The 12,965-nt window shown below is 69.2% G+C and carries 12 protein-coding genes; 2 read left to right on the top strand and 10 right to left on the bottom strand.

Annotation, left to right across the window (positions count from 1 at the left end; all coding sequences use genetic code 11):
* Positions 1–12: 12 nt before the first annotated feature.
* From EDC82_RS01520 to EDC82_RS01500, 5 genes are all read right to left on the bottom strand, one after another.
* Positions 13–1,224: an ABC transporter permease gene (locus tag EDC82_RS01520; protein ID WP_074039641.1), complete on the bottom strand. Its 1,212-nt coding sequence runs from the start codon at positions 1,222–1,224 to the stop codon at positions 13–15.
* Entirely contained in the window at positions 1,224–2,126 is a 903-nt protein-coding gene (locus tag EDC82_RS01515) for an ABC transporter ATP-binding protein (protein ID WP_038566572.1), read from the bottom strand. Before EDC82_RS01515 ends, EDC82_RS01520 begins: the two co-directional genes overlap by 1 nt.
* 108 nt (positions 2,127–2,234) lie before the next feature.
* Complete coding sequence (locus EDC82_RS01510) at positions 2,235–3,020, bottom strand: response regulator transcription factor (protein WP_074039640.1); 786 nt, start codon at positions 3,018–3,020, stop codon at positions 2,235–2,237.
* Positions 3,021–3,075: 55 nt separating this feature from the next.
* A complete protein-coding gene (locus EDC82_RS01505) occupies positions 3,076–4,530 on the bottom strand; it encodes a sensor histidine kinase (protein WP_235006067.1) in 1,455 nt (484 codons plus the stop codon).
* A gap of 55 nt (positions 4,531–4,585) precedes the next feature.
* Positions 4,586–5,263, bottom strand: coding sequence for a DUF1345 domain-containing protein (locus tag EDC82_RS01500; protein ID WP_160126169.1), 678 nt, complete (start codon positions 5,261–5,263; stop codon positions 4,586–4,588).
* 264 nt (positions 5,264–5,527) lie between these two features.
* On the opposite strand from EDC82_RS01500, the gene EDC82_RS01495 reads away from it, so the two are divergent.
* Positions 5,528–5,812 carry a hypothetical protein gene (locus tag EDC82_RS01495; RefSeq protein WP_083603794.1) on the top strand — a complete coding sequence of 95 codons (285 nt, stop codon included), beginning with the start codon at positions 5,528–5,530 and terminating at the stop codon, positions 5,810–5,812.
* 72 nt (positions 5,813–5,884) lie between these two features.
* Here the strand turns inward: EDC82_RS01495 and serS are convergent, their stop codons facing one another.
* Entirely contained in the window at positions 5,885–7,198 is a 1,314-nt protein-coding gene (gene serS / locus EDC82_RS01490) for a serine--tRNA ligase (protein ID WP_074039636.1), read from the bottom strand.
* 54 nt (positions 7,199–7,252) lie between these two features.
* Here serS and EDC82_RS01485 point away from each other — a divergent pair, with 54 nt between their 5' ends.
* A complete protein-coding gene (locus EDC82_RS01485; protein ID WP_074039635.1) occupies positions 7,253–8,257 on the top strand; it encodes a diacylglycerol kinase family protein in 1,005 nt (334 codons plus the stop codon).
* Positions 8,258–8,445: 188 nt separating this feature from the next.
* On the opposite strand, the gene EDC82_RS01480 is transcribed toward EDC82_RS01485, so the two are convergent.
* The 4 genes from EDC82_RS01480 to EDC82_RS01465 all read right to left on the bottom strand — a co-directional run bounded on the left by EDC82_RS01480 (position 8,446) and on the right by EDC82_RS01465 (position 12,957).
* Positions 8,446–8,637 (bottom strand): YbdD/YjiX family protein, encoded by a 192-nt coding sequence (locus EDC82_RS01480; RefSeq protein ID WP_131940375.1) that lies wholly within the window; start codon positions 8,635–8,637, stop codon positions 8,446–8,448.
* Positions 8,630–10,891 carry a carbon starvation CstA family protein gene (locus EDC82_RS01475; RefSeq protein ID WP_131940373.1) on the bottom strand — a complete coding sequence of 754 codons (2,262 nt, stop codon included), beginning with the start codon at positions 10,889–10,891 and terminating at the stop codon, positions 8,630–8,632. The genes EDC82_RS01480 and EDC82_RS01475 overlap by 8 nt, the downstream gene beginning before the upstream one ends.
* Before the next feature lie 310 nt (positions 10,892–11,201).
* On the bottom strand, positions 11,202–11,774 hold the full coding sequence (locus tag EDC82_RS01470; protein ID WP_131940371.1) for a GNAT family N-acetyltransferase: 573 nt from the start codon (positions 11,772–11,774) through the stop codon (positions 11,202–11,204).
* A gap of 205 nt (positions 11,775–11,979) precedes the next feature.
* Positions 11,980–12,957, bottom strand: a complete 978-nt coding sequence (locus EDC82_RS01465; protein ID WP_200829267.1) for a TauD/TfdA family dioxygenase — start codon at positions 12,955–12,957, stop codon at positions 11,980–11,982.
* Between the last annotated feature and the right edge of the window lie 8 nt (positions 12,958–12,965).

The following is a 12,965-nucleotide window of genomic DNA, read 5'->3' as shown; positions in this document are numbered from 1 at the left end:
ACGGCAGAGTCGTCAGGCCCCGAGCTTGAACGCCTCGCGGTAGGACAGGCGCCCACCGGTGCGCATGATGCTGCGCTCATACAGCCGCGTCGCGAGACGGGTGATGACGTACGCCGCGACGATCGCGATGCCGATGGCAAGGATCGGCTCCCACCATGCGGCGCTGCCGTCCATGATGCGTGCCGGCATCGTCACGGTCGACACGACCGGAACGTACGAGGCGACGACCTGGGCCGTGCCGCTGAGCGACATGCCGACGACGAGCACGAGGACGACGAGCATGACGACGGGCTGCGACGTCGACTGCACGTCCTCGCTGCGTGAGGCGAGCGCGCCGGCGACGGCGAACATACAGGCGACGACGAAGAATCCGACGAGGAAGAACAGCAGGAACCATCCGGAGGCGCCCGCGACGGTGCCGACGAAGGCGCTCCACTTGGTCTGGCTCAACCCGATGAGTGCGACGGCGGCGAGCAACGTCACCTGAGCGATGGCGAGCAGCGCGTTGCCGATGATCTTTCCGGCGAGGATGTGGCGCAGCGGCACGGCGCTCGCGAGGATTTCGACGATGCGTGACTGCTTCTCTTCGACGACGCTCTGCGCGATCGGCATGCCGAACATGAACGCGACGAAGTAGAACAGGAACGCGAAGACGAGTGACACCACCTTCGCGAGCCCGGCGCGGTCGGCGTCGGAGCTGAGCGTCGACGTCGCCACGGCGCCGCCCTTCGTCAGCGACGACAGCTCGACGCCCTGCGATGCCGCGTTCGACGCGAGCGCCAGTTGTGCGGCGCTCGTCGTCACGTTCTTCTTCAACCCGTCGTCGATTCTCTTGTCGCCGATGAGTTGCCAGCCGCCGTTGGTGCGCAGCAGTGCGGCGTCGGCGTCGCCCTTCGTGACGGCGGCGCGGGCTGCGACATCGTCGGGGAACGCCGTGCTCGTGTACTCGACCTTCGCGCCGCCGTCCTTCGCGCTCGTCGCAGCGCCGTCGACGACCTGCTTCGCCGACGGCCCGGAGGCGCCCTTCGTGTCGACGATCGCGACCTTCTGCGTGTCCGTCTTGCCGGCGATCCACACCTGGACGGCGAACGTGCCGATCACCATGGCGAGGGTGACGCCGAGGCCGACGAGGAAGTTCTTGTCGCGCGCCTTGACGGCGATCTCGCGCAGGGCGACGATCTGCCACGCCGGACGCGAATCACGCTGAGCTGTCTGGACGTTCATCACGCCACCTCCCGGTAGATGTCGGCGAGCTGGGGCAGGACCTCGGCGTATTCGCGGATGCTCGCGCGTGCCATGACGGTGCGCAGCAACTCGTCGGACGCCCTTTCGCGGCCCTCGGCGTCGTCGGGCAGTTCGAGCAGCGCCCGCGGGCCGTCGACGTCGACGACACCGATGCCGAGACGGTCGGCGACGTCACGCACCCACCCGGCGTCGGAGTCGAGGACGAGGCGGTGACGGACGCGTCCGCTGCGGCGCAGCTGCGCGGCCGTGCCCTGCGCGGCGACGCGGCCGCCCGCGAGGAAGACGAGGCTGTCGCAGAGGCGTTCGACGAGGTCGAGCTGGTGGCTGCTGAACAGCACGGGCACGCCGCGCGAGGTGAACTCGCGCAGCAGGTCGGCCATCGCGTCGACGGCGCGCGGGTCGAGGCCGCTGAACGGCTCGTCGAGGATGAGCGCGTCCGGCTCGGCGATGACGGACGCCGCGATCTGCACGCGCTGCTGGTTGCCGAGCGACAGCGCTTCGAGCTTGTCCTTCGCTCGGTCGCCGAGGCCGAACCGTTCGAGCAGTTCGAGCCCGCGGGCACGCGCCGCAGCGGGTGCGACGCCGCGCAGCTGGGCGAGGTAGACGAGCTGGTCGATGAGGGGCTGCTTCGGGTACAGCCCCCGCTCCTCGGGCATGTATCCGATGCGCCGGCGATGTTCGCGCGTCATCGGCTCGCCGTTCCACAACGCCTCCCCGGCGCTGGGCTCGAGCACGCCCATGATCATCCGCATCGTCGTGGTCTTGCCGGCGCCGTTGCCGCCGATGAAACCCGTCATCTGCCCGTCGGCGACCTCGAACGACACGTCGTCGACGGCCGTCTTGTCACCGAACCTGCGGGTCAGGCCTCTGGCTTCCAACATGTTCCGCTCCCTCGTCATGTTCGATCGTTCCTCCAGCCTGTCGCGTCGGCCGTCGTGCCGGATCCGGCGCGCGACGGATCTTCGCGCCTCCCCCTCGCGACGGAGCTGTCAGTCGCCGACGCGCACCAGGCCCGTCTCATAGGCCGCGACGACGGCCTGCACCCGATCGCGCAGACCGAGCTTCATCAGCACGTTCGACACGTGTGTCTTGACGGTGGCCTCACCGACGAACAGCGCCGCCGCGATCTCCGCGTTGGACAGCCCACGCCCGAGCAGACCCAGCACCTCCCGTTCGCGCGGGGTGAGGTCATCAAGACGGCCGCCTTCGCCCGTCCTCCTCGGGGGCAGCGAGGGCGTCGAGTGGGCCGATGAGGCCGAGGGCCAGGCCGACGTCGCCGGTCCGACGTTGCCCGGGCCGTCGTCAGCGGCCCGGGCGGCACCGGCGGCCTCGGAGCCCGCGCCGAGCGACCCGTCCTGCACGCGTCGTTCGATGACGCGCCGCGTCACCTCAGGGGCGAGCAGGGCGTGTCCGTGCCCGACGGCGCGCACGGCGTCGGCGAGGTCGTCCGCGTCGGCGTTCTTGAGCAAGAAGCCGCTCGCGCCCGCGTCGAGCGCACTGAAGAGGTAGTCGTCGCGATCGAACGTCGTGAGGATGACGACACGCCCGAGCCCCTCGTCGACGAACCGTCGCGTGGCCTCGATGCCGTCCATGACGGGCATCTGCACGTCCATCAAGGTGACGTCGGGCCGCACCTCGCGGGCCACGTCCAGCGCCTGCGCCCCGTTCGTCGCGGTGGCGACGACGTCGATGTCGTCCTCCACGGACAGGATGAGCGAGAATCCGCTGCTCACCATCTTCTGGTCATCGACGATGACGACTTTGAGCGCGTCCATCAGGCCCGCCTTCCTGTCGTTCGCTGCCTCTGTCGGCCTCTCGCTGCGGCCCCGGTCATGAGCGCCCGCCGTCGTCGCCTCGCGCGTCGGGTAGCGGCAGCCTGACGCGCACGCGGTACCCACCGGTCAGCCGGGGGCCGATCTCGGCGCTGCCGCGATGAGCCGTCACGCGTTCACGCATGCCGAGCAGTCCCATGCCGCTGCCCGAGGTGCCCTGCCGTGGGCGCCCCTCGTCGAGGATCTCGACCTCTGCGTAGCGCGGCGCACCGGCCCCTCCCTCGCCGCCGCCACTGCGCACCGTGACGGACGCGGACGTCGCCGTCGAGTGGCGCCGGATGTTGGCCAGCGCCTCCTGCACGGTGCGGTAGAGGCTGTGTTGGACACTGCCGGGCACGTCGACGTCACCGATGAGGTCGCGCAGTTCGACGTCGAACCCGGGCGAGGTGACCTCTTCGACCAGTCGCGGCAGATCGTCCAACCCAGGTTCGGGACGACGGTGCGTCGCGTCCAGCGCAACGCCCGTCTCGCGCTCGTTCCTCGTCGCGAGCGAACCGTCCGATGACGCGGCGACCGCCAGATCAGCCGACACCACCCCGCCGCCAGGCGGCAGACGGCCCGGCCCGGACGACGCGCCGTCCCCGGTTCGCAGGGTGCCGAGCAGGCTGCGCATCTGCGTGACGGCGTCGCGCGAGGAGGTCTCGACGTTCGTCAGCGACGTGGCCGCGAGCGACAGGTCCTTCGCCATGAGCTTGCGTGCGGCCGCGGCCTGCACGCCGATCGCGGCGACGTGGTGGGCGACGACGTCGTGCAGTTCGCGGGCGATGCGCAGTCGTTCGTCGACGACGGCGCGTTCGGTGAGCTGCGCCGACTGCTCCTCGATCGTGCGTGCCTGATCCTCGGCGCGGGCTCGGGCGCGAGCTCCACGCCACGAGTTGGCGCCCGTCGCGACGGCGGTGACGAAGAACAGGACGTTCATCATGACGCTCGTGAGCACCGCTCCTGTGCCAGGGCCGAACAGCGCGTCATCGCGGGTGCCGCGGCCGTTTCTGTAGGCGTCGACGAGCGCGTCACGCCCCGACGCGACCGACAGCTGCACGGCCACCCACCCGAACATGAACACGACGACGGCGCTCGCCGCGACCATCGTCATCCGGCGATCTCGGCCCCAGGCGAGTGCGGTGAAGATGGAGAAGAAGTAGGCCGCCTGCATCGCGAGGTTGCCCATGACGACGTACTGCGCCATGCCGAAGGCGAACATGTGCGCGGCGAGCAGCAGCATGACGGCGAGGGGGAAGCGTCGCCGCCACACGAGCGGCAGCATCCCGACGAGCGTCGCCGCATAGAGCGCGGGCCGCCCCCAGGTGCCGCGCGGCAGACCCAACGCGCGCATCGCCTCGAGCTCGACGACGGCACCGAGCAGGAAGACGACGGCGATCACGGCATCGCGTCGCTGCCATCCGGGCGGCAGCGGCCGCACCCAGTCGTCGTCCAGACCGAAGAACTCCCTCACGCCTGCGAGGGTAGACGCCACCACCGACAGCCCGCCTCCCCCGCGCGACGGAGCGTCAGTTCGTCGCGAGCGACACGACGAGGTTGATGGCTGTCGCGACGACGCCGACGCCGAGCGCGTAGCTGAGCAGCGTGTGCTGCAGCACGAGGCGTCGCACCCACCGGTTCTTCAGGTTGGTGTCGCTGATCTGGTACGTCATTCCGAGGTCGAACGCGACGTACGCGAAGTCGTAGTAGTCGGGTTCGCCGCCCTCGAAGTCGATGCCGTTGCTGGCCGGCGCCGGCCCGTAGTACTGACGGGCGTAGCGCAGCATGTACGTGAGGTGCACGAGAAACCAGGACGCGACGACGCTCGCCGTGCCGAGCACGGCTTCGGCGGTGCCCGTCTTGTGCTTGCCCGCGACGAGCAGCAACCCGACCCCCGCGAGGCTCGCCATCGTCGCGATGATGACGGTGGCGTCCGCTCCTGCGACGCTCGGATCCTCCTCGCGTGCGTGCTCGGCGGCCTGCGTCGGGTTCATGCCACGCACGTTCAGCCACGTCCACGCACTGACGACGATCGCGCCGACCGTCCACCCCGTCATGACGTCGAACACGATCGTCCGGTCGGCGACGGCGATCGTGACGAACGCCGCGAGCACACCGACGATCACGCTGATCACCAACCGAAACCCCGTGCGGCGCGTGAGGGCACGACGGTTCGCCTTGGACGTCTCGTGGGAGGTGTCGTTCATGCGCTCATTGTCACCCGACGGACGCGAACCACCGGGGCCTGCGGGAACGGATGCAACGACGGGCGCGTCATACGGGCATGAGCATGGAGCGACCACAGCGGCACCGACTGCCGCATCGCGTGGCGGGAGCAGACGACGCGAGGAGACGACGCGAGCGCCGAGCATGCCGCGGGGACGGCCCCCGGCACCGACATGGCCGGGCCCGCCGGCACGAACTGGTCGGGCTCGAATCATTCGGGCCAGCACGACGACCCCCTGCCGGGCGTGCATGAGACGAGCGAGATGGGCGGCGTCATCGGCGGCGTGATCCCCATGGTGCGACCGAGTACGGCGACACCTATCACCCCCGTCGCGATGGCTGGGGCGGGCGCCGTCGGATTCGCCCTCATGACGCTAATGAGCTACCGCACCGCACGGTGGCTGGAGGCGACCGACAACGGCATGGGCGCCAAGAAGATGCGCGAACTCGTCAGCGGCTTCCTGGGCGCCACCATCATCGTCGCCATCATGGTGGCGATCGATCCGCACGGGGAGATCTTCATCGGCTGAGCGCGGGCCGGCACCCGCCCAGGACGCCGGCCCGCGTCAGCCCTCGTCGGACTGCGTCGTCCGAGCTCGTCGTCAGACGACGGGCAGCACCTCGAGGCCACCCATGTACGTGCGCAGCGCCTCGGGCACACGCACCGAGCCGTCAGCCTGCTGGTGCGTCTCGAGGATGGCGACGAGCCAACGCGTCGTCGCGAGCGTGCCGTTGAGCGTCGCGACCGAACGCGTCGCGCCGTCGGTGCGCTCACGGATGTTGAGGCGGCGCGCCTGGAACGTCGTGCAGTTCGACGTCGACGTCAGCTCGCGGTAGGTGCCCTGCGTCGGCACCCAGGCCTCGCAGTCGAACTTGCGTGCGGCGGACGTGCCGAGGTCACCGGCGGCGGTGTCGATGACGCGGTAGGACAGCTCGCACTTGCCCAGCATCTCCTCTTCCCACGCGAGCATGCGAGCGTGCTCCGCTTCGGCGTCCTCGATGCGGCAGTAGGAGAACATCTCGACCTTGTTGAACTGGTGGACGCGGATGATGCCGCGCGTGTCCTTGCCGTACGAACCGGCCTCGCGGCGGTAGCAGCTCGACCAACCGGCGTAGCGCACGGGAGCGTCGACGTTCAAGATCTCGTCCGCGTGGTAGCCGGCGAGCGCGACCTCCGAGGTGCCGACGAGGTAGAGGTTGTCCTCCTCCTGCACGCGGTAGATCTCGGAGTCGTGCGCGACGTCGAAGCCGGTGCCCTGCATCGTCTCCGGCCGCACGAGGGTCGGGGTGATCATCGGGGTGAAGTCGTTCGCGATGGCCTGGTCGAGCGCCATCTGCAGCAGCGCCAGCTCGAGGCGCGCGCCGACACCCTTGAGGAAGTAGAAGCGCGAACCCGAGACCTTCGTGCCACGCTCCATGTCGATCGCGCCGATGAGCTCACCGATCTCGAGGTGATCCTTCGGCTCGAAGTCGAACGTCGGGGCCTCACCGACCGTCTTGACGGTGACGAAGTCGTCCTCGCCACCCGCCGGCACGCCGTCGAGGACGACGTTGGGGACGGTGCGAAGCAGCGCGTCGAACTCCTTGCCCGCCTCGTCGGCAGTGGCCTCGAGCTCCTTGACGCGGGCGCTCAAGGTCGCAGCGTTCTCGCGCGCGGCCTCGGCCTCGGCCTGCAGACGCGCGACCTCCGCGTCGTCACCGCTCTTCTTGGCCTTGTTGAGCGCACCCATCGCGGCGCCGACGCTCTTCGACACCTGCTTCTGCTCGGCGCGTACCCTCTCGAACTCGCCGAGCGAACTGCGGCGCGTCGCGTCGAGCTCGAGAATGCGGTCGACGACGCCCTCGTCAGCGCCGCGAGCACGCTGGCTCGCGCGGACGGCGTCAGGGTTGTCACGAAGCAGTCGAATGTCGATCACCCCTCCAGGCTATCGCCCGCGCGAATCTGCGTCATTCCAGTTACAGTGCAAGGCGTGTCGAACACGCCCTCCCGTCCGCGCGCCGCGATCGTCGTCAACCCCACGAAGGTCGACGACCTCGGCGCCCTGCGCCGCGAATGCGTCGACGTCTCGCGCGACGCCGGATGGGCCGAGCCGCTGTGGCTGCAGACCCGCATCGACGACCCCGGCACCGGCCAGACGCAGCAAGCACTGCGCCAGGGCTGCGACATCGTCTTCGCCGCCGGTGGCGACGGAACGGTGCGCCACGTCGGCGCGGCGCTGAGCGGCACGAGCGTGCCGCTGGGGTTGATGCCACAGGGCACCGGCAACCTGCTCGCGCGCAACCTCGGCGTCTCGGTGGACGGCTCGGCGGCGCTCAACTTCGCGCGGTCGCTCGCGGGCGAGGACACCGTCATCGACGTCGGGCGGGTGCACGCGACGTTCGGGGACGGCTCGGCGACGAACGACACCTTCCTCATCATGGCCGGCTTCGGACTCGATGGCGACATCATGAACGCCACGAGCGAGACCCTCAAGAAGCGGATCGGGTGGATGGCCTACCCCATCGCCGGTGCGCGCTACGTGACCCAGCGCCCCGAGCGCATGCTCGCCTCCTTCGACGATGGCGCGCCGCACACGAAGAAGACGACGACGCTGCTCGTCGGCAACTTCGGTCAGCTGACGGCGGGGGTGCAACTCATGCCAGGCGCCAACGGCACCGACGGGCGCTTCGACACCGTCTGGCTCTCCGCCGACGGGCCCCTGCAATGGGCTGCGCTCTCGGCGCAGATCTTCGCCCGCTCGCGGCGCACCACGGGTCGCGTCGAGCGCACACGCTGCGCCCGCGTCGCGGCCAAGGCCATGGGACGCCCGCGCGCGCTCGAACTCGACGGCGACGTCCTCGGCGACGTGCGTGAGATGGAGATGTGGGTCGAGGAGAAGGCACTGCGCGTGCGCGTCGCCAACGCGCGTCACTCACGCATGTCCGACGTCCGCCGTCACCTCCCCGGCATCCTGGGCCAGACGCTGCGCCGCTGACACGCGCCCCCTGTTCGATTCCCGTCCCCATCTGCGATTTTCGTCCACATTCGTTGCCGAGCCTGGCCCAACCCGTCGCACGGACGGATCGCTTGCGACAGTGACGGGCCGCACTGCGAGAGGGGCTGACGCTTGATGCGTCAGCCCCTCTCGTCGTGTTCAGACCCGCGGTCTTGAACCGAGACCCGTCAGCGACACCGCGCGCCGGGGTTGCGGTCCTGGGCGTCGGTGCGTTCACGCCAGTAGTCGCGCTTCGACATCGGCGCCTCGCCGGGGTGGGCGACGGCGTGATGGCGCAGGTAGCGCTCGTAGTGGTTGTCGCCCATCATCGAGGCGACGTACCACTTGAGCGTGCCGACGATTCCGCGCGGCTCAGGCATGGACGCGCTCACCCGCATGCACGCCCTCGGGGTCGAGGCCCGCCTCACGCCACTGCGCGAGCACGCTCTCCTCGTCGGGCGTGACGCGCATGCCGCTCGGCGCGAAGATCTGCGACGGCACCGCGTCGTCGCGCACCTCGGGGTCGACGTGCTCGCTGCGCAGCGCCTTGAGCGCCGCGAACACACCCGCGATGACGACGACGATGACGAGCACCGCGAAGAGAACCGAGAGCGTCTCCTGGATGAGCGTGTTGCGGATGACGGCGTCGATCTCCTCGGGGGTCTTGGCCGTCTTGAACTTCGTCAACCCCTTGTTCTTGGCGTCGACGAACGCGTTGTGCTGCGCCCAGTAGCCGATCTTCGCGTCGCTCGAGAAGATCTTCTGGTAGCTCGCGACCATCGTCACGAGCAGATCCCAGGCGAGCGGGATGCCCGGGATCCACGCCCACTTCGCCTTGCCGTTGCGGATGACGACGACCGTCACGACCGTCAGCGCGACGGCGGCGAGCAACTGGTTGGCGATGCCGAACAGCGGGAACAGCGTGTTGATGCCACCCAGCGGGTCGGTGACGCCCATGAGCAGGATCGAACCCCATGCGGCGACGACGACGAGCGTCGAGATCCACGCACCGACGCGCCAGGACGTGTCACGGAAGCGGTGCAGCCCGGGCACGTTGCCGAGCGTCTCCGACAACATGAAACGTGCGACGCGCGTGCCGGCGTCGACCGTCGTCAGGATGAACAGCGCCTCGAACATGATCGCGAAGTGGTACCAGAACTGCTTCATCGAATCGCCTGGGATGACGCGGCTGAACACGTCCGACATGCCGAACGCGAACGTCGGGGCGCCACCGGTGCGCGACACGACCGAAGCCTCGCCGACGTCCTTCGCGGCCTGCGTGATCTCGGGCGCGGTGATCGGATTACCGCCCAAGCCTATCGAGTTCACCCACGCCGCGGCCTTCTCGGCCGTCCCACCCGTCACGCCGGCGGGGGCGTTGATGACGAAGTACAGGTGCTGGTCGATGATGGCCGCCGCGATGAGCGCCATGATGGCGACGAACGACTCGACGAGCATCGAGCCGTACCCGATGAGTCGCGCCTGGCTCTCCTTCTGGATGAGCTTCGGCGTCGTGCCCGACGAGATGAGCGCGTGGAAGCCGGACAACGCGCCGCACGCGATCGTGATGAACAGGAACGGGAACAGCGAACCCGCGAAGACGGGACCGTTGCCGTGCTTGCCGAACGACGTGATCGCGGGGATGTCGATCGCCGGACGCGCGATGATGATGCCGAGCGCGAGCAGGACGATCGTGCCGACCTTCATGAACGTCGACAGATAGTCACGCGGCGCGAGCAGCAGCCAGACCGGCAGGACGGCCGCGGCGAACCCGTAGACGATGAGGCACCAGGCGAGCGCCGTCGGAGACAGCGTGAACATGTCCTTGCCCCAGGCCGTCTCGGCGACCCAGCCGCCGGAGACGATCGCGAGCAGCAGGAGCACGACGCCGATGAGCGACACCTCGGTGACCGACCCCGGACGCAGGAAGCGCAGGTAGCAGCCCATGAACAGGGCGATCGGGATCGTCATCGCGATCGAGAACACACCCCACGGCGACTCGGCGAGCGCGTTGACGACGACGAGGCCGAGCACCGCGATGAGGATGACCATGATCGTCATGACGGCGAGCATCGCCGCCCAACCACCGACGGGGCCGAGCGTGTCGCGCGCCATCTGGCCGATGCTGCGGCCGCCACGGCGCGTCGAGATGGCGAGCACCATGTAGTCCTGCACGGCGCCCGCGAAGATGACGCCGAAGATGATCCACATCGTGCCCGGCAGGTACCCCATCTGCGCGGCGAGCACAGGGCCGACGAGCGGGCCGGCACCGGCGATGGCGGCGAAGTGGTGGCCGAACAGGACGCGACGGTCCGTCGGCATGTAGTCCTGGCCGTTCTCGAACTGCTCCGCCGGCGTCGCGATGTCGTCGCGAGGCTGCACGACCTTGTACGCGATGAGACGGCTGTAGAGCATGTAGCCGATGACATAGCTGCCGACGGCCGCGAACACGAACCAGATGGCGTTGACGTGCTCACCGCGGACGAAGGCGACCATCGTCCAGCCGATGGCGGCGACGATCGCCGCGACGGCGATCATGATCTTCTGCCGCCCGGTGATGGTGCGAGGGGGTTCGACCGCGACGGGGGGCAACCCCGGATCGCGGTCGAGGGTGTCGAGACGTGACGCCGCCACGGTGACCTCCTGGTAGTGCTGGTGGCCATGAGGGCCGATGTGAGTAAGGCCACAGTAGGGGTCTACCCATGGGTACGGCGTCTCGGCTCGCGGACCGAGCGATCACATCCTGGTCACGACGTCGGCTGAGGGTTTGGGGGCCTGAGTTCGGATGGGGACTGACCTCGGCCGGGCCGCCCCGCACCGTGCCCCTTCTGCGATTCCTGTCCCCGTCGGCGATTCTCGTCCACCTCTGCGAACGGCGGTCACATCGGCGATTCTCGTCCTCATCCGCGAGTTTCGGTCACATCCGCACCCGAGGCAGCCGGCGTCAGGCCGTCGGTCCCTGCGGAAACGGCGGCGAGCCGAACCAGTAGCGACGTGTCTCGCCCGGAAACGCGGGGTGGGAGCGGACGTCCTCGAACTGCCCGCCGCACTTCTCGATGACGGCGCGTGACGCCGGATTCTCGGTGCTGCAGCACACCAGCACCTGTTCGACGCCGAGCGCCCGCGCCTCGTCGAGACCGAGCATCAGCGCGCCCGCGGCGACACCCCGCCCACGAGCGCTGGGACGCACCGAGTAGCCGATGTGACCGATCGCCTCGTACAGCACCTCGGTGAGGGTGTGACGCAGGGCCAGAAAGCCGACGATGTCACCCTCCCCCGCCCGCGGGCCGTCGAGCACCCAGAAATAGCTGCAGTGCACGAATCCCTCAGGCGGCGCGACGGTCGTATCGCCCTGGCGCGCACGATCGGTGAGGTAGGCGTCGAACCCGGCGCGCGACGTGTCGACGACGTCGTCGCGACGATAGCCCGTGCCGTCTTTCGGCGTCGCGCCGAACTCGTCGAATGCGTCCTTCCAGTCGTCGTAGCGAGCGGCGTCGGGCCTGATGAGCTTCAGCATCCCGTCATTCCATCACCGTGCGACGCCCCCGGCGACCGATTTTCCCGACGGCCGGCTGGACGAATGTGCACAAGCAAATCGCCGATGGGGACCGGATTCGCCGAGGGGGACGGGATTCGCGAAGGGGGACGAAAATCGCAGAGGGGTACATGACGACGCGATGCGGGCCCCAGAGACCCGCACCGCGCCATGTCAGCTCACACCGTCAGGCAGCTGCGCCACCCGTCAGGCCATTGACGCCGACGGGCTTGTCGCCACCGACCGTCACGCGCCTCATGGCGCGCGGGCCAAGGTTGGCGTCGACGTAGTCGCGGTTCGCGTAGTGCGACGTCGCACGGTTGTCCCAGATGCCGACGTCGCCGGGCGCCCAACGGTGGCGGATGGTGTGTTCGGGCTGCGTCAGGTGCGCGTACAGCACGTCGAGGATCGCCCGCGACTCGGCCTGCGACACGCCGACGATGTGGGAGGTGAAACCGGGGTTGACGAACAACCCGCGACGGCCCGTCTCGGGGTGCACACGCACGACGGGGTGCTCGACGACGGGCAGCTCGGTGACGACCTCGCCGCTCCACTCCTGCCCACCGTTCTTGCGCAGGTACGCGCCCCATTCGCGGTTGCCGTCGTGGGCGGCGACGAGCTGGTCGACGAGGCCGCGGAACGGCTCCGACAGCGAGTCGTACGCCGCCTGCGCGTCGGCCCAGGAGGTGTCGCCGCCGTAATCCGGCAACGTCACGGCGCGCAGGACGCTGATGGCCGGCGGCTCCTTCATGAACGTGACATCCGTGTGCCACTCGTCGGAGAACGAGAACTCGGGGTCGGAGGAGTCGATCGAGTAGATCTCCTTGCGCTCGTGCGTGCCCGCGACGGGGTGGCCCGCCGTCAGCTCGCCGAGCAGGTTTCCGAGGCGCACCTGAGCGTCGTCGTCGAACGCGTCCTGACCCCGGAAGAAGAGCACCTTGTGCGCGAGCAGCGCGCGGCGCAGGTCGAACGCTATCGCGTCGTCGACCTGCGCGAGGTCGACGCCGTGGACGATTGCGCCGAACGCCGGGCCGAGGCGTTCGATGCGCAGCCCGGGCGTCGCGACGGTGCCGCCGTGGCGCGCCGCTGCGCTCGTCGGAACACCCGTCGGTGCGCCGCTCGCGGAGTCGACGTTCGTGTCGGGCGTGGTGTCGAGGAGTGTCATGGCAGACC

Source organism: Dermacoccus sp. SAI-028, from assembly GCF_004346775.1.
GTDB lineage: Bacteria > Actinomycetota > Actinomycetes > Actinomycetales > Dermatophilaceae > Dermacoccus > Dermacoccus nishinomiyaensis.
Note: the sequence above shows the minus strand (reverse complement) of the source record. Positions and strands in the feature narration are given on the sequence as shown.

Excerpts from the sequence above, each read along its gene's own strand:
- EDC82_RS01520 (WP_074039641.1), bottom strand. The coding sequence starts at position 1,224 with ATGAACGTCCAGACAGCTCAGCGTGATTCGCGTCCGGCGTGGCAGATC.
- EDC82_RS01515 (WP_038566572.1), bottom strand. The coding sequence starts at position 2,126 with ATGTTGGAAGCCAGAGGCCTGACCCGCAGGTTCGGTGACAAGACGGCC.
- EDC82_RS01510 (WP_074039640.1), bottom strand. The coding sequence starts at position 3,020 with ATGGACGCGCTCAAAGTCGTCATCGTCGATGACCAGAAGATGGTGAGC.
- EDC82_RS01500 (WP_160126169.1), bottom strand. The coding sequence starts at position 5,263 with ATGAACGACACCTCCCACGAGACGTCCAAGGCGAACCGTCGTGCCCTC.
- EDC82_RS01480 (WP_131940375.1), bottom strand. The coding sequence starts at position 8,637 with ATGCCTGAGCCGCGCGGAATCGTCGGCACGCTCAAGTGGTACGTCGCC.
- EDC82_RS01470 (WP_131940371.1), bottom strand. The coding sequence starts at position 11,774 with ATGCTGAAGCTCATCAGGCCCGACGCCGCTCGCTACGACGACTGGAAG.
- EDC82_RS01465 (WP_200829267.1), bottom strand. The coding sequence starts at position 12,957 with ATGACACTCCTCGACACCACGCCCGACACGAACGTCGACTCCGCGAGC.